Below are 20686 nucleotides of genomic sequence, written 5' to 3' on the forward strand. Positions count from 1 at the left end.
TACGACCCACGCGTCCTCCGGACATACCTGCCCACGTGCAACGCCGAGGAGCTGCGGTTCGTCTTCGGCCCCATCCGCTCGTTCCTGATGGAGGACGAGGATGGCTCGATGCTGCTGCGCTTCTCGCTGCGCGACGAGGAGCTCGTGCTCGAGCGGGTGCCGCTCCTGGCCGACACCGTCGCCGCCTGAGCTGGCCTCCCCCCGGTGTTCCAGAGCGTTCGGGAGCCTGTCCTGATACCTGACATATAGCTGTCACTCCTGCCCGTCATGGTGCGTCTCACGAAGTCGTCCAGCTTTGCCGGACCCCGCCCCTGACACCCCAGGCCCCATGATTCCCATCCCCTTGATGTTCCTGCCTTTTCCCTTCACCCCTCCCGAGGAGAAGCGCTCCAGGGCCGGCGGTGCGAAGAACCCGGGACGTCGCCCTCGTGTGGTGTCAGCGCCACGCACCGTGAAGGAGGTCACCGTGCCGTCACGACGCAAGAGCCCGTCAGCCGCCATCACCGCGCGCCGGAGCGGGAAGGGTGGGCTGGCTCCGGTGCTGACCTCGCGGGAGCTGAACCGGGCCCTGCTCCAGCGGCAGTTCCTGCTGCGTCGCACGAGCCGCTCGGTCCCCGAGGTGATTGAGCACCTGGTGGGGCTTCAGGCGCAGGCGGGCAACGCGCCGTACCTGGGGCTCTGGACGCGGATGAAGGACTTCCAGCTCGACGACCTGACGCGCCGGTACCACGCGCGCGAAGTGGTGCGGGCGACGATGATGCGGTCCACGCAGCACCTCGTCACGGCGCGCGACTTCCAGCGCCTGCGGCCCACGCTGCAGCCGGTGTTGGACCGGATGCTGAAACACAGCGCCTACCCGCGCGAGCTGGCGGGGCTGGACGTGGACCTGGTGATTGCCGAGGGACGCAGGCTGTTCGCCGAGGCGCCCCTGAGCGCGGTGGAGCTGGGCCGTCGACTCCAGGAGCGCTGGCCGGAGCGGGATGCTTCATCGCTCAGCATGGTGGTGCGTGTCGCGGAGTCGCTCGTCACCGTGCCTCCCTTCGCGACGTGGTGCGTGGGGGGCGAGGTGGAGTTCGCCACGTCGAAGTCGTGGCTCGGCGAGCCGGTGGACCCCGCGCTGCCACTGGAGGACGTGGTGCTGCGCTACCTGGGCGCCTTCGGGCCCGCGAGCGTGAAGGACATGCAGATGTGGTCCGGGCTGGTTCGACTCTCGGACACCGTCGAGCAGCTCCGTCCTCGGCTGCGCACGTTCCGTGACGAGCAGGGCGTCGAGCTGTTCGACGTGCCGGACGCGCCCCGCCCCTCGGGGGACACGCCTGCCCCGGTGCGCTTCGTGGCCGAGTTCGACAACGTGCTGCTGTCGCACGCGGACCGTACGCGCATCATCTCCGAGCCCCATCGCAAGCGCGTCTTCACCGTCAACGGCATCATCCGCCCGACGGTGCTGGTGGATGGCTTCGTGCGTGGGATGTGGAAGCTGGAGCGCGCGAAGGAGCGCGTCACGTTGCGCATCGAGCCGTTCGAGCGGCTGGCTCGTGAGGACCGCGCGGCGCTCACGGAGGAGGGGGAGCGACTCCTCGCCTTCGCGGCTCCGGACAGCGCGTCCCGCGACATCCACTTCGCGCCGGTGTCCTGACGCACGTGCGTCGCGGTGCGGCGGCGTGAGTCGGACCTCGGTGGCCCGACTCACGCCCCTTCGAGCTACTTGCGCTTGCCGGCCTTCGCCTTCTTCGCGGGGGCCTTCTTGGCGGTGCGGGCCTGGGGCTTCTTCGAGGCGGCCTTCTTCGCGGGGGCCTTGTCGGCGTTCCACAGGCCGCCCATCCACGCCTCGATGTCCTTCACCGTGCGCGGGATGTTGGCGGAGAGCACCTTGCAGCCCCGGGCGGTGACGACGAGGTCGTCCTCGATGCGCACGCCGATGCCTCGGTAGCGCGCGGGGACCGTGAGGTCGTCCTTCTGGAAGTACAGGCCCGGCTCCACCGTGAGCACCATGCCCGCCTGGAGCTTGCCGTACTTGTACGCCTCCTGCCGCGCCTGCGCGCAGTCGTGCACGTCCAGGCCGAGCATGTGGCTGACGTTGTGCAACGAGTAGCGCTTGTAGAACTGGTGCTCGTCCTTGAGCGCCTCGGTCGCGCTCTCGAGGATGCCCAGCTTCTCCAGCCCTTCGGCCAGTACGCGCATGGCGGCGCGGTTGGGCTCCATGAAGTCGTTGCCCGGCTTCACCGCCGCGAAGGCCGCCTCCTGCGACGCATAGACGAGCTCGTAGATGGCCTTCTGCTCCGGCGTGAAGCGCCCGGAGATGGGCAGCGTGCGGGTGATGTCCGCCGTGTAGAGCGTGTGGCCCTCCACGCCCGCGTCCAGCAGCAGCAAGTCCCCGGACACCAGCGGACCGTCATTGCGGTTCCAGTGCAGCACGCACGCGTGCGTGCCGCTGGCGACGATGCTGTTGTAGCCCGTGTCGTTGCCTTCCACGCGCGCGCGCAGGTTGAAGATGCCCTCCACGTAGCGCTCCGTCTTCGCCACCTTCAGGCTGCGGATGACGTCCTCGAAGCCGCGCTGCGTGGCGTCGATGGAAATCTGCAGCTCGCGCAGCTCCTGGGCGTCCTTGATGAGCCGCAGCTCGGACAGGAAGGTGGCCAGCGCCTTGTCGCGCTCGCCGCCCTCGGTCACCTCGGTGTCCACCTTGGCCGAGTGCCCGCGCAGCACTCGCGTGGGCTTCGTCGCCGCGCCCTTCAGGCCCTTGAGGTAGGCGCCCAGCGTGTCCAGTCCACGCGCCTCGTCGACGTCATGGCGCGCGCGGCTCTCCGGCACGCCCAGGCGCGGGCCGACCCACAGCTCGCCCTTCACCCGGTCCGTGAAGAACGTCGAATCGGAGCGGCCCGGGTTGGGCTCCACGAAGAGGAGGTCCGTGTGGCCGCCGCCTTCCTTCGGCTCCAACACCAGCACGCAGTCCGGCTCCAGGTTGCCGGTGAGGTAGTAGAAGTCCGTGCCCGGGCGGAAGCGGTAGTGCGTGTCGTTGGCGCGCACCTTCTCGTGGCCGGTGGGGACGACAATCGTCTCGCCGGGGAACGCCTGCGACAGCGCCTTGCGGCGGGCCTTGAAGGACTCCGCGTACTTGATTTTCGGAGGCAGCTTCCCCGAGGCGGGCTTCCACTGCTTCAGCATGAAGTCCAGCAGCGCTTGCGGCGGCACCGAGTCATGGCTGGCGGGCTTCGCGGCTGGCGCCTGCGGCTCGGACGTGACGAGGGGCTGCTGCTCACCGACCGCGGGCTGCGAGCTGTCGGAGGCGACCGGGGACGAAGGGATGGACGTGGCCATGGCGGGGGACTCTTCAACACCGCCCCGCGCTCCTCAAGCCCGAGATGCATCCTGACGCGGAGCAGTGTCTTCCGCGAGAAGGGCTACTTGCCCGACGAGCACGGGAACCGCCGTCTCCACCCGCAGGATTCGGGGGCCCAGGGAGAAGGGGCGAAAGCCGTGGGATTCCAACAATTGGGCCTCGAACGATACCCAGCCCCCATCGGGGCCGATGGCGAGGACGGAGCGCTGGCCGGGGGCCGCTGACACGGCGCGCAGTGGCTGCGTCGCCGGCGGGTGGGGGAGCAGGCGGACGGCGTCCGGGGGGAAGACGGAGTCGAGCTCGTCCTCGACGAAGGGGCGGAAGCGCTCTCGGACGAGGACTTCTGGCAGGCGGGTGTCTCGGGCCTGCTCCAGGCCTTGGAGGAGCAGGTCCTTCACGAAGGCGCCGTCGAGCACCTTGGAGTCGAAGTAGCTCTTCTCCACCCGGGCCGCGTTGACCAGGACGATGCGGTCCACGCCCAGCGAGGCCACGGCGGGGAGGACCTTCTTGAGCGCCTTGGGCCGGGGGATGGCGAGCAGCAGGTCGATGCCCGCGCGGGGAGGAGGGGCTTCCGTGAGGGTGGTGCGCAGGTGGAGGACGCCGGGGCTGTTCTCCAGCACTTCGCCGGTGCCGATGAGCCCACCCAGGAGGCCGACGCGCAGGGATTCACCGGGCTCGGCGCGGAGCACCTCTCGCGCATGCTGGGCCCGTCGCCCGGTGAGGCGCGCGGTGCCGTCCGGAAGGAAGTCCTCGTCGAAGAGCAGCAGCAGGTTCACGGGGGCCTTCTGTACCCCGGCCGGAGGGCGCCGTGGGGGCCTTCTTCCCTCCAGGACGGCCCTGGAGCGCCCGGCTCCCTGGCTGGTGGAGTTGCCCTCCCACCGGCAGTGCTTGCCCGGCCCCGGGCCGTGCCGTAAAGCCGGGCTGTGCGTTCCCTTTGTCTTCGCTGCCATCGCCCCGAGAGCACCTGCTACTGCTCGCAACTGCCACCTCGGCTGGACACTCGCACCCGCGTCGTCTTCCTCCAGCATCCCCGCGAACGACGAGTGGCCATTGGCACCGCGCGCATGGCGCACCTGGCGCTGGCCAACTCGGAGCTTCACCACGGCGTCGACTTCACCGGGCACACCCGGCTGGAGGAGCTGGCCGCGGACCCCGGGTCCGTCGCCGTCCTCTTTCCCGGTGAGGACGCCATCTCCGTGGAGCAGGCGCGCGCGCATCCGCCGAAGACGCTCATCGTGGTGGATGGCACCTGGCCGCAGGCGAAGAAGGTCGTCTCCCGGAACCCGCTGCTCGCCGGACTGCCGCGCATCGGCTTCGTGCCTCGCCGCCCGAGCAACTACCGCATTCGCGCGGAGCCCGCGGACCACTGCGTCTCCACCATCGAGGCGGTGGTGGAGATTCTGGGGTTGCTGGAGGGAGAGCCGGAGCGCTTCGACACGATGTTGAAGGCGTTCGAGTACATGGTGGACACGCAGCTGGGGCGACAGTCGACGCGGACGTCGCCGAACCGGCGCCGCCTCCACTTTGGCCCGTGGCGTCCGCCGCAGGAGCTGCGCTCGCTGTCGGAGGGCTTCGAGAACCTCGTCGCCTTCTATGGCGAGGCGAACGCGCACCCGACGGGCACGGACTTTCCCCCGGAGCTGGTGCACGTGGTGGCCTGTCGTCCGGCCACGGGCGAGCGCTTCGAGGCCGTCATGGCGCCCGAGCAGCCGTTGGCGCGCAGCACGACGCTGCACGTGGAGTTGCCGGAGGACGTGCTGCGCGCGGGCGAGCCTCGGGCCCAGGCGCTGGAGCGGTTCGAGCGGTTCCTGCGTCCCGATGACGAGCTGGCGGTGTGGACGACGTTCGCGTTGGATTTGCTGTGGGAGGGCGGCGTGAAGCGCAGGCCCGCGAGGAACGTGCGACTGGCCACGGCGCGTGCGCTGGAGGGCAAGGCCGGGGGCGTGGAGCACGCGATGGAGTTGCTGGGCGGCCCGGATGTGCCCCAGTGGGCGCCCGGTCGCGCGGGCACTCGCATCCGCGCGCTGGAGTCCGTGCTGCGCGTGCTGGTGGAGCGTGGCCGAGCGCAGGAGCCCATGAAGCGGGTGAAGCAGCAGCGCACGGGGACCGAGGGCTGACTCGGCGGCGCTGGCCTTGGGTGTCGCGAAGGGCTCAGGGCAACAGCGCGGCGCCGGCCTCTCGCACGTAGCGACCTCGCGGGAAGTCGTTCAGGTACTGGCGATACTCCGTCTTCGCATCCTGGCCCTGGAGCCGTGACTCGAAGCAGCGTGCGCGCAGGTAGCGCGCCTGCTCTCGGTGGTCCGTGCGCGGGCTCTTGGCCGCGATCTCCTCCAGGCCCGTGAGGAAGTTCTCACACGTCCGTGGGCCCTGTTGGATTCGCGCATAGCCGAGGAACCGCTCGTCCGCGTCCTTCGACAAGAGGGACATGGGGATGAGTCCCTCCTTCTTCTTCTTGGGCTCGGGACGCTCCGCCACCTGCACCGGCTGCGTTGGCGCGGGAGACGGGGCTGTCACCATTGGCGCCGGAAGGGGAGGCGCGGGCAGCTTCTCCGTCACCGACGGCGCGGGGTAGGGCGCGAACTCCTGGCTGGGGTCCGCGGGGTTGCGTGCCTTGGTGGCGGCCGGAGGCGTGGCCATGGCGACGACGCTCGGCGGCGGTGACGCGGATTCGGCCGGAGTCTGCTCCTCGGCCTTGGGCGGAGTCTCGGTCTTCTCCTGGCGCGACTTCATCGACGCGACCACCACCTTCGACTTTCGCTCCACCTTGTCGGAAGGCCCCTTCGCGAGGGCGGGCTTCACGCTGCCCGACGTCTGCGGCACATGGGCCACCGCTGGCATCACGGTCGGGGCTGCCTCGGGAGTGCTCGCGCCCGTGGGCACTGTCGGGCCCACCTCCTGCGTGGAGGACTCCGTGGGCAGGTCCATCGAGTCGAGTGCCTCACGGTCCGGCTCGGACAGGGGCTCCTGCTTCAAGGCGCCCTGCTGCTCGAACAGCTCCACGCGCTCGCCCGCGCCCACCATCCGCGCGGGCTGGCCCTCCAGCTCCACTCGCACGCGCCCCTCGGACACCGCCACCGAGGCCCCCAGGGGCGTGCGCTCCACCGTGAACACCGTGCCCACCACGGACACGCGCAGGCCCGCGACGTCCACGCGGAAGCCACGCCGCTCCGCGTGCGAAGCCTTCACCGACAGCCGGCCCTGGCGCACCGTGAGGTGCACGTCGCTCGCCTCCGCGCGAGACAGCTCGACTTCCGAGTCCGCGGACAACTTCACGCGGCTCGCGTCCGGCAGCCGCAGCATCGCGGAGGCGCGCGAAGGAGTCTTCACCGCCGTCCCAGAGCGCAGTCGCATTCCGGCCGTCAGTGCTTGCTCCGCGCCGCCGCGCTCACGAATCACCGCGCCCGTCGTGCTCTCCGCTCGCGTCGACTCCTGCTCGGCGGTGGTCGTGGGCGTGCCCAGCGCCACCGCGGTCTCCGGCGCCGGAGCCGTCTGCTCCGCGAGCACGGCTTCAGGAGGTGGGGTGCTCATCGGTGACACCGTCGGTCGGGCCACCCAGAGCGCGAGCACCACGGCACAGGTGCCAGCGAGCGCGACTGCCCACGGCCACCGCATCCGCGAGGACTTCGCTTCCAGTCGCGAGGCGGCCTCGGCGCGCAGCTTCGCGCCCACCGCGTCCCAGTTCACCTGGGGCTCCGCGCTCCTGACCTCATGAAGCATGGCGCGGCTCGTCTGAACCCGCTCCAACTCGACGGAGCAGGTGGCGCAGCTCGACAGGTGCGCGCGCGTGCTCGCCGTCTCCTCGACGCTCAGTTCGTTCGCCGCCAGCGCCCACAGCGCCCGTGCCTCAGGGTGCGCCATGAGGGCCTCCGGGGCGGCGGGTGGCGAGCAGTCGCTGCATGGCCTCGTTGAACTCCAATCGCGCGTGGTGCAGGCGGCTGCGGACGGTGTTGGGCGAGCTTCCCACGGCCTCGGCGATTTCGTCCGGGCTCATTCCGCACAGCTCGTAGTACACGAAGACGATTCGCTTCTTCGGCTTGAGCTTCTCCAGCGCGGCCTCCACCAGCCGAGCCGCCTGGCGCCGCGATGCGGCACGCTCTGGGTCTTCGTCCGGGGACTCGCACTCGGGCGGCTCCGCGACGGAGTCCTCCGGCCTGCGCCGCTTCCAGCGCAGATGCGATAGCGCCACGTTCGAGCACACCCGATAGAAGAACGTCTTGAAGCGCGACTCGCCCCGGAAGCCCTTCACCGCCGTCAGCAGCCGCAGGTACACCTCCTGGAGCAGGTCCTCCACGTCCACGCGATTGCCCACCAGGTGCCGCAAGGTGCGCGCGGCGTCCACCCGGGTCAGCTCATAGAGGCGCTCGAAGGCGGTGCGGTCGCCTTCCTGGAGCCGGCGCACCAGCAGGTGGAGCTGGGGCTCGTCAGAGGACGTGGGAGGTGAGGAGGGGCCCTGTCCTGGGCGCTCCTCGGGCGAGGCGGCCGGTGCCAATGCCTGGGCTTCGCGGAAACTCACCGGACGCTCTCCCTCCGGGACGCGCCATGAGGTCCCCCCCTGTAGGAGCGCCCCACCGTCCATGTGAAAGGTCCAGGCCAGCACACTACCTCCGTGCCCCTGGGTCGCCGCAGCGACGTGCGCCGATCAAAAAAGATTTTTGATCAGCCGTCAGCGGCGCGGAGACGAACGCGGGTGAAACCGGACAACCCACCCGGTGGCCGGACCGGTTCCCCGCAGCACGGAGTCCCCGCTCATGAACCACCCCGCACGCGGCCTGCTGGCGCCGCTCCTGCTGTTGTTCGCTTTCTCAGGCTGCATCATCCGCGAGAACGATGACAGTTGGCTGGACGACGAGGACCTCTGCTTCTGCGAGACCAACGCCGACTGCGACTCCGACCAGTACTGCCGCGCTGGTTACTGTCGCGACCTGGGGCCGAACGCGGACCGGTGTACCAGCGCGCTCGAATGCCCCAACACGCAGATCTGCATCAACTCCGTCTGCAACCAGCCCTGCGCCCGCACCGCGGATTGCGCCCCCGGTGGCAGGTGCGAGGACGGCTTCTGCTCCCCTGGCTCCACCCAGCCTCCTCGTGACGGTGGCACGCCCGACTCAGGCCCGAGGCCCGACGGTGGTGGCACGCGCCCGGACGGCGGCCCGTCGTGGGACGCCGGCACTCCCGACGCAGGTCCTCCTCCGACGGATGCGGGTCCTGGGCCCGTGTGCCGCGTGAATGTGGACTGCGGCACGGGGAACTACTGCATCAACAACCAGTGCCACCGTGGCTGCGCGACGGATGGACAGTGCTCCAACACCGAGTCGTGCGTCTTCGGCGTGTGCCGCCCGCGTCCGCCGGATCCGAACGCGTGCCGCACGGCCGGAGACTGCTCGGGCGGCAAGGACTGCGTGAACGGCCAGTGCCGTGCGCAGTGCGAGTCCACCACGCAGTGCCCCGCGGACCAGTCCTGCCAGATTGGCTACTGCCTGCCCATTCCCCACGGCGGTGAGTGCCGCGCCAACTGCGAGTGCCCCTCGGGCCAGGTCTGCGCCAACGGCCAGTGCCGCTCCACGGAGCCGGACCCGGGCCAGACGTGCATGGCCAACTGCGACTGCCCCTCCGGTCAGGTCTGCAACGGCGGCTACTGCCGTCCTCCCGCGCCGCCGCCTCCGCCTCCGGACGCGGGCTCGGGCACCACCTGCGCCGCCAACTGCGACTGCCCCTCCGGTCAGGTGTGCACCAGTGGCTACTGCCGCGCGCCTCCGCCTCCGACGCCGGTGGACGCGGGCACCACCACGGTGTGCCGCGCCAACTGCGAGTGCCCCGGCGGACAGATTTGCAAGGACGGCGCGTGCAAGCCGGTGAACCAGGGCAGCGGCAAGTCGTGCGTGGCCAACTGCGAGTGCCCCGCCGGAGAGCGCTGCCAGGACAACGTCTGCTGGCTGTAGTCCGTCACGTCTGGTGGCGCCCGGAAGTACTCAGGGCGCCACCATCCGCCAGCAGCGGTGGATGTCCTTGCGCTGGAAGTCCTCGGGGATGGAGGCCGGTGTGAGCTCCTCCACGGACTTCCAGCCGCGCGTCGCCTTGTCGTCGAGCTGGAAGCCGAGGAAGTTGTTGGAGAAGTAGAGGACGCCTCCGGGTGACAACAGTGTCCGGAGTGCGTCCATCAGACGCGGGTGGTCTCGCTGTACGTTGAACGAGCCCGTCATCTTCTTCGAGGTGGAGAAGGAGGGCGGGTCGCAGACGATGAGGTCATAGCGCTCGGGGCCTCGGGCCTGGGCCTCCACCCACGCCTTCGCGTCCGCGCGGACCAGCTCGTGGCGCGAGTTTGCCAGTCCATTCAGGTCCAGGTTGTCCTCGGCCCAGTCCAGATAGGAGTTGGACAGGTCCACCGTCACCGTGCTCGCGGCGCCACCGGCGGCGGCGTACACGGTGAACGCGCCGGTGTACGCGAAGAGGTTGAGGAAGCGCTTGCCCTTGGCCTCCTCGCGCACGCGCTGACGGGTGTCGCGGTGGTCCATGAAGAGGCCCGTGTCCAGGTAGTCGCCCAGGTTGACCCAGAACTTCAGGCCCCGCTCCTCGACGACGAGCCGTCCGCTGCCTTGACCCACGCGGCCGTACTGCGCGCGGCCCCACGGCTGGGGCGTGTGTGTCTTCACGAAGACTCGCTCGGCGGGGACCTCCAGCACCTCCGTCACAGCCGCGAGGACCTCCGTGCGCTGCGTCTCCGCCGAGCCGGACTTGAGCGCGCGGCGGTGCGGGTACTCGGTGATGTGGACGCAGTCGCCGTAGACGTCCACCGCGAAGGGGTACTCGGGGATGTCCCTGTCGTAGACGCGGAAGGACGTCAGCCCCCGGGCCTGGGCCCACTTGCGAAAGTGCTTCGCGCCCTTGCGCAGCCGGTTGGCGAACATGACCGCCTCGGTCGTCTTGGGGGCGTCCTTGTCGTGACTCTCTTTTGGGTCAGCCATCTCGGGCCCACTCATCCCTGACTCGCGGACGGACGACAAGCGCCGTGAGGCCACCCGGGGCTTTCAAGTGACGAAGCGCCCGCACCCGCGCGGGCATTGCGGCACGCGCCCGGGGCAGGAAGACTCAGCGCCATGAGCGTGCGCGTCGAGAAGAGCGGCCCCATCACCACCGTCATCCTCCAGCGGCCCGAGGTGCGCAACGCGGTGGACGGCGCCACCGCCCAGCTCCTCGCCGAAGCCTTCCGAGCCTTCGACGCCGACTCCGATGCGCGCGTGGGCGTGCTCCACGGCGACGGCGGCACCTTCTGCGCGGGCGCGGACCTCAAGGCCGTCTCCGAGGGCCGCATGCCGCGCCTCCAGGTCGATGGAGATGGCCCCATGGGCCCGTCGCGCATGGTGTTGAGCAAGCCCGTCATCGCGGCCATTTCGGGCCACGCCGTGGCGGGTGGGCTGGAGCTGGCGCTGTGGTGTGACCTGCGCGTGGCGGAGGAGGACGCGGTGCTGGGCGTCTTCTGCCGGCGCTGGGGCGTGCCGCTCATTGACGGCGGCACCGTGCGGCTGCCCCGGCTCATCGGCCTGTCCCGGGCCATGGACCTCATCCTCACCGGACGCCCCGTGTCGGCCCAGGAGGCGCTGGCCATGGGACTGGTCAACCGCGTGGTGCCTCGGGGGCAGGCTCGCGAGGCGGCCGAGGCGCTCGCCCGGGAAGTCGCCGCGTTTCCGCAGGCTTGCATGAACGCGGACCGCGCCTCGGCCTACGCCCAGGGGGGCCTGCGCCTGGAGGAAGCGCTGCGTCAGGAGTTCGTGGGCGGCGTGAAGGTGCTGGAGTCGGAGTCCATCGCCGGGGCCACCCGCTTCGCGAAGGGGGCGGGGCGGCACGGGACGTTCGAGTAGGGCAGAGGCTGATGCGCGGCCCGGGGGGCTGTGTTACTCCCCCGCCCATGCGCTTCGACACTCTCGCCATCCATGCCGGTCAGGAGCCGGACCCCACGACGGGCGCCATCATGACCCCCGTCTACCTGACCTCCACCTACGTCCAGGACGGGCCCGGGGAGCACAAGGGCTACGAGTACAGCCGGACGCAGAACCCCACCCGCAAGGCGCTCCAGGACTGTCTGGCCGCGCTCGAGGGCGCGAAGTACGGCGCCGCCTTCGCCTCCGGCCTCGCGGGCACGGACATGCTGATGCACATGTTGGATCACGGTGACCACGTCATCGTCTCCGACGACGTCTACGGAGGCACCTTCCGCCTCTTCGACAAGGTCTACAAGCGCTGCGGCCTGAACTTCTCCTTCGTCGACCTGTCCTCCCCGGGTGCCTTCGAGGCGGCGATTACGCCCAAGACGAAGATGGTGTGGGTGGAGACCCCCACCAACCCGATGCTCAAGCTCATCGACCTGGCAGCCATCGCCAAGGTCGCCAAGAAGCACAACATCCTGGCTGTCGCCGACAACACCTTCATGACGCCGTACTTCCAGCGCCCGCTGGACCTCGGCTTCGATGTGGTGGCGCACTCCACCACCAAGTACCTCAACGGACACAGCGACGTGGTGGGCGGCTTCGTCTGCACCAGCCGCGATGACGTGGCCGAGCGGATGTACTTCCTCCAGAACGCGGTGGGCGGCGTGTCCGGCGCCTTCGACAGCTTCCTCGTGCTGCGCGGCGTGAAGACGCTCCATGTCCGCATGGACCGCCACGCGGAGAACGCGATGAAGGTGTCCCACTTCCTCGCCACGCACCCCAAGGTGAAGAAGGTCACCTACCCGGGTCTGGAGACGCATCCGCAGCACGCGCTCGCGCGTCAGCAGATGACGGGCTTCGGCGGCATGGTGACGTTCGACATCCACGGCGGCCTGGAGGCGGCGCGCACCTTCCTCAAGACGGTGAAGGTCTTCGCCTGCGCGGAGTCGCTCGGCGGCGTCGAGTCCCTCATCGAGCACCCGGCCATCATGACCCACGCCTCCGTGCCCAAGGAGACGCGCGAGAAGCTCGGCATCGCCGATGGCTTCATCCGCTTGTCCGTCGGCATCGAGGACTCCAGGGACCTCATCGATGACTTGTCCCAGGCGCTCGACGCGGCGAAGTAGGCCGCGCGTCGTCTGAAGCCAGGCTGGCTTCCAAGGGCCTCCCCGCTCCCTCGCACTGGGACGCGCGGAGGCCCTTCGTCTGTCCACGCCCTGCCAGACGTGGCTCGCGCTCGGCTGCCCTGCTGCCTGGAGGCGAGCGTGAATGTCCACTACTGGAATGTCGCCGGATGGGTTCCGTTTGGGCTCCCATCATGAGCGACCGAAGGATTCTCACCACATGCTTCATGGGCGTGCTGCTCGCTGCCGTTGCTGGCTGCGACGAGCAGCCGCTCACACCCGCGGACCAGGACGTTGTTCCACCCGAAATCCCCACGACGGAGCTCCAGGACTCCGAGGCCGCGCTGACGGCGCCCGACTGCCGCATGCTCACCACCGCCTCGGTGGTGGCCAGCGGTGACGACGGAGATGGCAGCGTCGCGGCCAACTCGCAGGACGACAACCTGAACACGCGCTGGAGCGGCCCGGGCGTGGGCGCGTTCCTCACGCTGGATCTGGGCGCCTCGCAGACGTTGGTGGGCACCACCGTGGCGTGGCACCGGGGCAACGAGCGACAGAACCACTTCGTCCTCTCCACGTCCGAGAACGGCACCACCTTCACCCAGGCGTACGCGGCCGACAGCGCGTTGAACAACCTGGCGCAGACGTATGCGTTCAGCGCGCGCAAGGCCCGCTATGTGCGCATCACCGTGAATGGCAACACGGTGAATGACTGGGCCTCCGTCGCCGAGGCCCGCGCGTGTGGCGAGCAGACCGCGCCGCCCGCGCCCACCGCGGACTCCGGGCCGGTGTTGCCGCGCCTGCCGTACCTCCAGAGCGTGGGGCCCACGAGCGCCATCGTCGCGTTCCGCTCCAGCGCGTCCTGCACGCCCTTCGTCCGCTTCGGCGAGGGCTCGTTGTTGGCGCGCACGGCGGTGGCCACCGTCGCGGGCTGGCGTCACGCGGTGGTGCTGACCGGCCTGCAGCCGGGCCGCGCGTATGGCTACAGCGTGGAGGCGTGTGGCTCCGTCACGGGCCTGCGGACGTTCCGCACGGCGTCCGCGCCGGGGACGCAGCGGGTGCGCTTCACCACGATGGGAGACTTCGGCACGGGCGGCTCCGCGCAGTCGAAGGTGATGGCGATGATGAACAAGCCCGAGTGGCGCGGGGAGTTCCTCGTCGCGCTGGGGGACAACGCCTACTCCGACGGCACCGAGCAGGAGTTCCAGGACCGCATGTTCAAGCCCATGGGGACGCTGCTCCGCGAGGTGCCGGTGTTCCCCTCGCTGGGCAATCACGAGTACGTGACGAACCAGGGGCAGCCGTACCTGGACAACTTCTACCTGCCCGCCAACAACCCGGCGAAGAGCGAGCGCTACTACTCGTTCGACTGGGGCAACGTGCACTTCACCGCGCTCGACTCCAACTGCGCCATCGGCATGGCGTCGGCGGACCGGTGCACCGCGGCGGCGCAGAAGGCGTGGGCGGAGCAGGACCTGGCGGCCAGCGCGCTGCCGTGGAAGGTCGTCTTCTTCCACCACCCGCCCTGGTCCAGCGGGGAGCACGGCTCGCAGCTCACCATGCGCCGCACGTACGGCCCCCTCTTCGAGAAGTACGGCGTGGACCTGGTGCTCACCGGGCATGACCACAACTACGAGCGCAGCAAGCCGATGAAGGGTGACGCCGTGGCGCCGTCGGGCACGCGCGGCATTCCCTATGTCGTGGTGGGCAGCGGTGGCGCGACGCTGAGGCCCTTCGCGGGCAGCCAGCCCTCCTGGACGGCGCTGCGCGACAACCAGGTGTATGGCTTCATGGACGTGGTGGTGGATGGCGGCACGCTGACGGCGCGGCTCATCACCTCCACGGGCACGGTGCGCGACACCCTCACGCTGTCCAAGTCGCTGCCGACGGTGCGCGCGTCGTCGCAGAAGCTGGCGCCGCTGGAGACGGTGCCCGGACCCGTGGATGACCCGGCCCGCATGCCCGATATCCTACGGGCCCGGCCTCCGCTGCCTCCCGCGGACCGGCTGGAGGACGTGGCCGACGCGCCAGAGCCTCCCGCGACGCTCCAGGCCGAGTAGGCACAGCCGTCGCGTCATCCGGCTTCGACAGGGCCTCCCGGGACATCGGGGGCCCTTCGTCGTTCAGCTCGGGACTACGGCCGTGCGGCCTTCGCGTTGACGGCGGCCTCCAGACGGGACAGGCCTCGCTTGAGCTCGGCCATCTCGGCCTTGAGCGTGTCGACCTCCGCGGTCTTCTCACGCAGCTCCCGCGTGCGGACCTCCAGCGCCTTGATGGCGGCCAGGTTCACCCCGTCGATGTCGAGCATGCCGATGCTCGTGTCGCCCGAGCCCAGGCCGAAGGCCGCTCTGAAGTCCTGCGCCATGGGCCCCATGTGGTGCACTCCGGCCTCCTCTTTCTTGTAGCGCCAGGTGGAGATGGGCAGCGCCGCGACCTTCGTCAGCAGCAGCTCGCCGTCGACGTTCCGGAAGCCCTCCTTCTGGTTGCGGTCCGACGTGCAGGAGAACACGCCACTGTTCGCCGGCAGGTCGCACCCCGTGGTGGTGTCCGTGCTGGTGCGCAGGCGGATGCCGCCCGCGGCGCGCACCATGAACTGGTTGTTGGCGGTGTTGGAGGTGGAGGTGGAGCCGCTCGCCGACTGGTCCCCCCAGATGAACGAGCCGGTGCGTCCGTCCGACGACACCCGTTGTCCCAGCGCCATGCTGTAGTCGGCGTTCGCCGTGACGCGAGACCCCATCGCCACGGAGTACAGGCCGGTGGCGAAGCTGGAGGCGCCCAGGGCGGTGGCGGAGAAGCCCGTCGCGGAACTCGAGAGACCCATCGCCACGCTGCCTTGCCCGCTGGCGAGATTGCCGATGCCCATGCACACCGAGGACTCGCCGCTCGCCGTGCAGCCATCCCCCATGGCGAACGCCCCCCTCCCGCTGGCGGTGGACAGGTTGCCGCCCGCCCAGGAGAACAACCCGACACTGCTCTCGTTCCACTGTGTGTCCGCATGGCCCGCGCGGAAGGCCGCCTTGTGGGGCACCCACATGAGGCGTGTTCCCGTGCCGGTCATCGGGAGCGCGCCGTGGCCCTGCTCGCCTCGCGCCAGCAGTCCGCCCGCCGAGTCCACGGTGAGCAGCGGGAACGCCGTCCAGCTCACTCCGTCCGACGCCGTGTTCTGGAGCTTCAGCAGGGCGGTGGGCGTGGCGATGGGCGTCGTCGCGTCGACGAGCACGTCGGAGCGGGTCGTCATCCGTCCGCGCGTGGTGCCCGTCCCCGCCAGCGAGAACGAGGCCTCCTGCGCGAGCACGCCATTCTGGATGTAGTTGCCGCTGCCCGGCAGGGGCTGGCGCGCATCGCTGAGGCGCGGGTCGCTGCTCGGCACCGGCGCGTTGGCACCGCCCCCGTACAGGAGGTTCAGCACATTGTCCTTCAACTCCAGCCCCGTCCCCACCTGCCAGGAAGGTCCCACGGGGCCTTGTGGTCCCACGGGGCCCTGCGGCCCAGCGGCGCCTTGTGGCCCGGTGGAGCCTTGAGGCCCTGCGGCGCCTTGAGGCCCCTGGAGTCCCTGGCCTCCCTGCGCGCCGTTGGCTCCATCGGACCCACCACAGCCCAGGCCGGAGAAGACGACTCCCAGCGCGGCCAGCCACGTCCCGACCTTCATTCGATTCCTCCTGGCGGATAGGGCACGGAGCATAGCGCCCTACGCGCCAGGTCTTCTCGGGAGTTGGGCCACCTTCAGTGTCGTACCCCTGGGGCTGGCTGCCCGGCGATGACCGCCCAGGTGGCGAGCGCGCTGTTGACGCTGGTCCAGTACCCGTAGGCCTCGTAGTACCAGACGGCCCAGTGCGCCTGCATGTCGAGCCGGCTGGGCTCCGCTGGCAGGTCTCCGTTGATTTGAGGGTCCGAGGCGTTGCGGATGACGAGCCACAGGGGGGCGGTGTTACCCAGCTCCTCCGCCACCAGTCCGAGCACCGCGTCGCCCATCTCCACGCCCGCGCCCACGGCTTCCAGGCCGTTGCGCGAGGTGCCGAACTCGAAGAAGTCGGTGGTGAGGATGGGGTGGAAGTCGGGCAGGTCCCTGCCGTCGAGCTTGATGTCGGGCGTGTTGCGCGGACCCGGGAGCAGGGGGCCGTTGAAGGCGTAGCGCTTGGTGGGTGGCCCGAAGTCCGGCTCGCCGAGCTGCGGCGCGTGCTGGGCCATCAGCCGCTCCGCGTCGTCGAAGTAGCGGGTGGGGACGTCCATCTCGCAGCGGTATGTCTTGTCATTGAAGGGCTCGTTGCGGAACTCCTGTGACAGGCGGAAGCGGGCGGCGCGGGTGACGATGACGTCGCCCAGCTCGTGGTCCGGGAACGTCGCCCCCGCGGTGCCCACGGTGATGACCATGCGAGGCTTCACCTCGCGCAGCAGCTGGTGGAACAGGTCCTTCACCGGCAGCGTCGCGGTGCCGACGCCGGTGCGCACGCCGTCCTGGTTGAGGTGCAGCTCCGACTTGAAGCACAGCACGCTCCGGCCGCCGATGTCGGTGAGGAACCAGCTTCCCAGGCGCTGCACCCGCTGGGCGGGCGCCGACTTGCGGATGAGCGGCTGGTAGTGGCTCTGGAAGTCCCTGTCGTACGGGTACCAGGCGGTGCGCCGGACGCCCGGCGTGAGGGTGTCCGCCAGGGCCTCGACTTCAGCCACGGTCCACGTGACGACCAGGTAGTCGGCCTGCGGGAGCGCGGCGCCGGGCTGGGGCGGGGTGGCCAGTCGGGGATGGGGCCGAGGCGCCAGACCCGCGGGCCACGTCAGCCCGAGGGCCACCTCGGCGGGCAGGGGTCCTCGTGGCAGGGCGGTCGCCTCCAGGGGGTCTTCGTCCACCGTGGCGCCGTATTCGATGATGTGCCGGGCAATCAGCTCCGGGCTGCTCAACAGGGTGTGGGGATTGGGCATGACGCACCTCCAGCGTCTCCCCTTGAAGCTAGGAGCGACGGAGGGCCGAGGCCCGGTGCCCCGCCTGCTCAGTCGCGCAGTAGCCACAGGCGGGACACGTCTGGAGCCAGACGTCCAGGGTCGACCGCGCCATCTCGGAGGGGCGCCCATCGAGGTCCGCCGGTGGGGCACGCCCGCCGGGAACGAGTCGACTGCTTTCCGTCAAGCCGAGAAGAAAGGGCCCGGGAAATGTCCCACGGATTGAAGGTCATGCGTCTCGCTTCGCGGGGCGAGCCTCCCCCGACGCCCGTACCGGGCGAGACTGACGGTGGGGGCGGGTATCGGCCCAGGGTGAGGTCCGTCCGTGCGCGAGCCGGTGAACGAGGTCGAGCAGACCGAGGGCTACTACCGTCGCTACGGTGAGGCCGTGCATCGGCGTTGTCTGCGATTGCTCGGCGACGAAGCGCTGGCCTGGGACTCGACGCAGGAGGTGTTTCTGCGCGTCCATGCGAACCTGAAGCCGCTTCGCGCCGCGGGCTCTCCGTTGTCGTGGCTGCTCACCGTGGCGGACCGACAGTGCTTCTCGGTGCTGCGTCGCCGTCGCACCGAGGCCACCTATGCGCTGCTGCGACTGGCACCGCTTCCGGAGGACAGTGCTTCACCGGAGGCCGCGCTGGAGCGACTGCTGGTGGATGCGGACCTGGTGAGACGCGTCCTCGCCCACTGCGCGGAGGACGTCCAGCGCATCGTGGCCCACCGCTTCATCGACGAACTGGAGCAGGAGCAGATCGCCACGCTGCTCGACGTCTCGCGCAAGACCGTGCAGCGCAAGCTCCAGACGTTCTTCGACACCGCAAGGCGACTCCTGGAAGTCGCCCCCCGTCCTGCGCCCCGAAAGGGAACGGCCTCCGCATGAGCACCTCCTCCATTCCTCACTTCCCGGGCGTGCCGGACCTCCTGTTGGAGCGCTACCTGTGTGACGAGCTCTCTCCGGAAGAGGCTCGTCGCGTGGAGGAGGCGGCGCACGCCTCGCCCGCGCTCGCGGCGCACCTGCGCGAGCGACGGGCCGAGAAGGCAGCCTTCGCCCTCGTGCGTCCCTTCGGTCCGATGCGGGCACGGCTGGAGGCGCCGCGTCCAAGTCGCTGGAGGATGCTCTGGCGTTGGAGCCAGCCCGTGCTGGTGCTCGGCGTGGTGCTCGCGGCGGTGCTGCCACGAATCCTCTCGCTCGAGGAGGTGGAGAAGGTGCGCGTGCGCGGCGGACTCACCGCGCGGGTGCTCGTCAAGCGAGGCGACGTCGTCTTCGAGCAGGGGCCCGGCGCGGTGCTGCGCCCGGGAGACCGGGTGCGCGTGGAGGTGGAGGACGTGGACGGCGGCGCGCTCTACCTGCTGGCGCTGAGCGAGCATGGACGCGTCACGCCGCTCCAGGGCTTTCCGGCCACCGGCGGCGCGCTGTCCATGGCTGCGGGGCGGTGGGTGTTGCCCGGGAGCCTGGAGCTGGATGCCGCCCCCGAACAGGAGGCGCTGGTGGTGGTGCTCGCGTCCGACGCCTGGAATGCACCGTCGCCCGACGCCGTCCAGCGCTGGTTGGAGCAGTCGGCGCGAGAGGCGGACTTCCCACCGTCACTCACTCCGCTTCCCGGCACTCGCCACGCCGTGCGCGCTCTCCCGAAGGAGCTGCCTTGAGTGACAGAAGCTCGCGGGTCCTCGGTGTCCTGCTCGTCCTCCTCGCCACCTCCGTCGCGAGCGCGGAGAGCCGGTTCTCCATCAGCGTGGGACACAACCTGGGCCGGGACACGGACGAGCCCCTCCGCTGGGCCCAGCAGGACGCCGAGCGCATGGACGCGGTCTTCGGCCAGCTTGGCGGTGTTCCCGAGGACCGTCGCATCCTCTTGCGCGGAGAGTCCGTCTCCAACCTCCGACTCGGACTCGCGCGGATGCGAGGCCGCATCGAGGAGGCACGGCGCGCCGGAGAGCGCACGCTGCTGTTCTTCTTCTACTCGGGACACGGCGACGAGGCCGCGCTGCGCCTGGGAGGCGAGGCCCTCCCGCTCGCGGAGCTGCAGCGGATGCTGGCCGAAGTCCCCACCACCGTCACGGTCGCCGTGCTGGATGCCTGTCACAGTGGCGCGCTCGTGCGCGGCCGCTCCAAGGGCCTCAAGTCCGCGCCCGCCTTCGATATCTCCTTCCTCCGACAGGTGGGGCCGGAGGGCCGCGTGTTCATCGCCTCCGCGGGGGCTCACGAGGTGGCGCAGGAGTCGGACAGCCTCCGGGGCTCGTTCTTCACGCACCACCTGATTTCAGGCCTGCGGGGCGCGGCGGACGTGGACGCCGACGGCCGTGTCTCGCTCACGGAGGCGTATGGCCACGTCTACCACCGCACGCTCGCGGGCTCGCACGCCTCCACGGCGGCGGTGCAGCACCCGGAGCTGTCCAGCCAGCTCGCGGGAGAAGGGGACTTGTTCCTCACCACGCTCTCGCGAGCCCATGCGCAGCTCGAGCTTCCTCCTTCGGTGGGTGACAGCGTCGTGCTGGTGGACGAGCGCACGCTGCAGGTCATGGCGGAAGTGGAGCCTCGGGCCGAGGAGTCGGTGCGCGTCGCCTTGCCTTCGGGGCGCTACCGCGTGCAGGTGCGGCGTGGCGCCCAGGTGCTCTACGGCAAGGTGTACCTGCCCTGGGGCGAGAAGCAGCGCTTGAATCCCGAGGCCCTGGAGGTGCGCACGCTGGCCCTGCACCAGCGCAAGGGCGCGCTCCTGGAGGCCAGCACCTGGCGGCTTCAAGCGGCGCTGGGCGCGGGCCGCTCCTCGACGCAGCTGGGAGGCTGGGGACCCCAGGTGGCCGTGCTGCTCGCGCGCGAGAGCACCGGAGGGCTGGGGCTGTCCTTCCTCGGCGGGCTCACGCTGGGGGCCACCCGGGGCTCCACGCTCGAGCAGCGCCTGGAGCAGGTGGAGCTGGGGCTGTGGAGTGGCCTGGGCCTGGCGGGCTCGGTGGGACGTGTCTGGGCCGGAGCCCATGCGGGCGTCGGCGTGCTGGGGCTGACTCAACGCGCGACGAGCCCGGATGCGGAGCGGCGCCGGGAGCTGGGCCTGCCCGCGTGGCGGACACGCACGGGCGCGGGAGCGGCCACCTTCGCCACGCTCTCCGCGGAGGTGCCGGTGGGCGCGAGCACGGGCCTCTTCGCCCGGCTGGGCGGCCACGTCGCGTTGATGCGCGAGGATGAAAAGCTCCGCACGCAACTCTCGCCACACCTGCTACTCGGTTGCACCTGGGGACTGTGAGCCTCGGGGCCGTGTCCCACGGTGAGCGCCTCGGACGTCTCCTTGTCGCACCGGCAGGTTGACCGCGCTCCGAGAGCGCTCCGAAACGAGAGCGCGCGTCACCCGTCGTGTGCCCACCACGCGACATGG

At 70.2% G+C, this 20686-nt stretch carries 16 protein-coding genes and 1 pseudogene; 10 read left to right on the top strand and 7 right to left on the bottom strand.

Features of this window, described 5'->3' with window-relative positions:
- Together ACN469_RS11265 and ACN469_RS11270 are read left to right on the top strand one after the other, a co-directional pair.
- Positions 1-189 (top strand): annotated as a pseudogene (locus ACN469_RS11265) (hypothetical protein); the annotation flags it as partial.
- A 139-nt stretch (positions 190-328) separates the two neighbouring features.
- The gene (locus ACN469_RS11270; RefSeq protein ID WP_498767014.1) at positions 329-1636 is read left to right on the top strand and encodes a winged helix DNA-binding domain-containing protein; all 1308 of its coding nucleotides are present in this window, start codon (positions 329-331) and stop codon (positions 1634-1636) included.
- A gap of 65 nt (positions 1637-1701) precedes the next feature.
- Here ACN469_RS11270 and ACN469_RS11275 read toward each other — a convergent pair whose 3' ends face one another.
- Both ACN469_RS11275 and ACN469_RS11280 read right to left on the bottom strand, forming a co-directional pair.
- Positions 1702-3318, bottom strand: coding sequence for an aminopeptidase P family protein (locus ACN469_RS11275; protein WP_498767016.1), 1617 nt, complete (start codon positions 3316-3318; stop codon positions 1702-1704).
- A gap of 33 nt (positions 3319-3351) precedes the next feature.
- A complete protein-coding gene (locus ACN469_RS11280; protein WP_498767018.1) occupies positions 3352-4116 on the bottom strand; it encodes a 16S rRNA (uracil(1498)-N(3))-methyltransferase in 765 nt (254 codons plus the stop codon).
- A 147-nt stretch (positions 4117-4263) separates the two neighbouring features.
- On the opposite strand from ACN469_RS11280, the gene ACN469_RS11285 reads away from it, so the two are divergent.
- The gene (locus ACN469_RS11285) at positions 4264-5457 is read left to right on the top strand and encodes a tRNA-uridine aminocarboxypropyltransferase (RefSeq protein ID WP_498767020.1); all 1194 of its coding nucleotides are present in this window, start codon (positions 4264-4266) and stop codon (positions 5455-5457) included.
- A gap of 34 nt (positions 5458-5491) precedes the next feature.
- Here ACN469_RS11285 and ACN469_RS11290 read toward each other — a convergent pair whose 3' ends face one another.
- Both ACN469_RS11290 and ACN469_RS11295 read right to left on the bottom strand, forming a co-directional pair.
- Positions 5492-7198, bottom strand: a complete 1707-nt coding sequence (locus tag ACN469_RS11290) for a FecR domain-containing protein (RefSeq protein ID WP_498767022.1) — start codon at positions 7196-7198, stop codon at positions 5492-5494.
- A complete protein-coding gene (locus ACN469_RS11295) occupies positions 7185-7853 on the bottom strand; it encodes an RNA polymerase sigma factor (RefSeq protein ID WP_498767024.1) in 669 nt (222 codons plus the stop codon). Before ACN469_RS11295 ends, ACN469_RS11290 begins: the two co-directional genes overlap by 14 nt.
- A 235-nt stretch (positions 7854-8088) precedes the next feature.
- Here ACN469_RS11295 and ACN469_RS11300 point away from each other — a divergent pair, with 235 nt between their 5' ends.
- Positions 8089-9279 (top strand): DUF7107 domain-containing protein, encoded by a 1191-nt coding sequence (locus ACN469_RS11300; protein WP_498767026.1) that lies wholly within the window; start codon positions 8089-8091, stop codon positions 9277-9279.
- 30 nt (positions 9280-9309) lie between these two features.
- Here the strand turns inward: ACN469_RS11300 and ACN469_RS11305 are convergent, their stop codons facing one another.
- Positions 9310-10302 carry a class I SAM-dependent methyltransferase gene (locus ACN469_RS11305; RefSeq protein WP_498767028.1) on the bottom strand — a complete coding sequence of 331 codons (993 nt, stop codon included), beginning with the start codon at positions 10300-10302 and terminating at the stop codon, positions 9310-9312.
- Positions 10303-10434: 132 nt separating this feature from the next.
- Here ACN469_RS11305 and ACN469_RS11310 point away from each other — a divergent pair, with 132 nt between their 5' ends.
- The 3 genes from ACN469_RS11310 (at position 10435) to ACN469_RS11320 (ending at position 14446) form a co-directional block, all read left to right on the top strand.
- On the top strand, positions 10435-11196 hold the full coding sequence (locus ACN469_RS11310) for a crotonase/enoyl-CoA hydratase family protein (protein WP_498767030.1): 762 nt from the start codon (positions 10435-10437) through the stop codon (positions 11194-11196).
- Positions 11197-11243: 47 nt separating this feature from the next.
- Entirely contained in the window at positions 11244-12389 is a 1146-nt protein-coding gene (locus tag ACN469_RS11315) for a cystathionine gamma-synthase (protein WP_498767031.1), read from the top strand.
- 191 nt (positions 12390-12580) lie between these two features.
- Complete coding sequence (locus ACN469_RS11320; RefSeq protein ID WP_498767033.1) at positions 12581-14446, top strand: metallophosphoesterase; 1866 nt, start codon at positions 12581-12583, stop codon at positions 14444-14446.
- 74 nt (positions 14447-14520) lie between these two features.
- On the opposite strand, the gene ACN469_RS11325 is transcribed toward ACN469_RS11320, so the two are convergent.
- Positions 14521-16035 (bottom strand): tail fiber domain-containing protein, encoded by a 1515-nt coding sequence (locus tag ACN469_RS11325; protein WP_498767035.1) that lies wholly within the window; start codon positions 16033-16035, stop codon positions 14521-14523.
- 74 nt (positions 16036-16109) lie between these two features.
- Complete coding sequence (locus ACN469_RS11330) at positions 16110-17303, bottom strand: nucleoside phosphorylase-I family protein (protein ID WP_498767037.1); 1194 nt, start codon at positions 17301-17303, stop codon at positions 16110-16112.
- 343 nt (positions 17304-17646) lie between these two features.
- On the opposite strand from ACN469_RS11330, the gene ACN469_RS11335 reads away from it, so the two are divergent.
- From ACN469_RS11335 to ACN469_RS11345, 3 genes are read left to right on the top strand one after another with little or no spacing between them, the layout of a single operon-like run.
- Positions 17647-18198 carry an RNA polymerase sigma factor gene (locus ACN469_RS11335; RefSeq protein ID WP_498767039.1) on the top strand — a complete coding sequence of 184 codons (552 nt, stop codon included), beginning with the start codon at positions 17647-17649 and terminating at the stop codon, positions 18196-18198.
- Complete coding sequence (locus tag ACN469_RS11340) at positions 18195-18965, top strand: hypothetical protein (RefSeq protein WP_498767041.1); 771 nt, start codon at positions 18195-18197, stop codon at positions 18963-18965. The genes ACN469_RS11335 and ACN469_RS11340 overlap by 4 nt, the downstream gene beginning before the upstream one ends.
- Positions 18962-20557: a caspase family protein gene (locus ACN469_RS11345; protein WP_498767043.1), complete on the top strand. Its 1596-nt coding sequence runs from the start codon at positions 18962-18964 to the stop codon at positions 20555-20557. Before ACN469_RS11340 ends, ACN469_RS11345 begins: the two co-directional genes overlap by 4 nt.
- Positions 20558-20686 lie beyond the last annotated feature (129 nt).

The sequence above is a fragment of the Corallococcus terminator genome (assembly GCF_049194865.1).
Taxonomy (GTDB): Bacteria; Myxococcota; Myxococcia; order Myxococcales; family Myxococcaceae; genus Myxococcus; species Myxococcus terminator_A.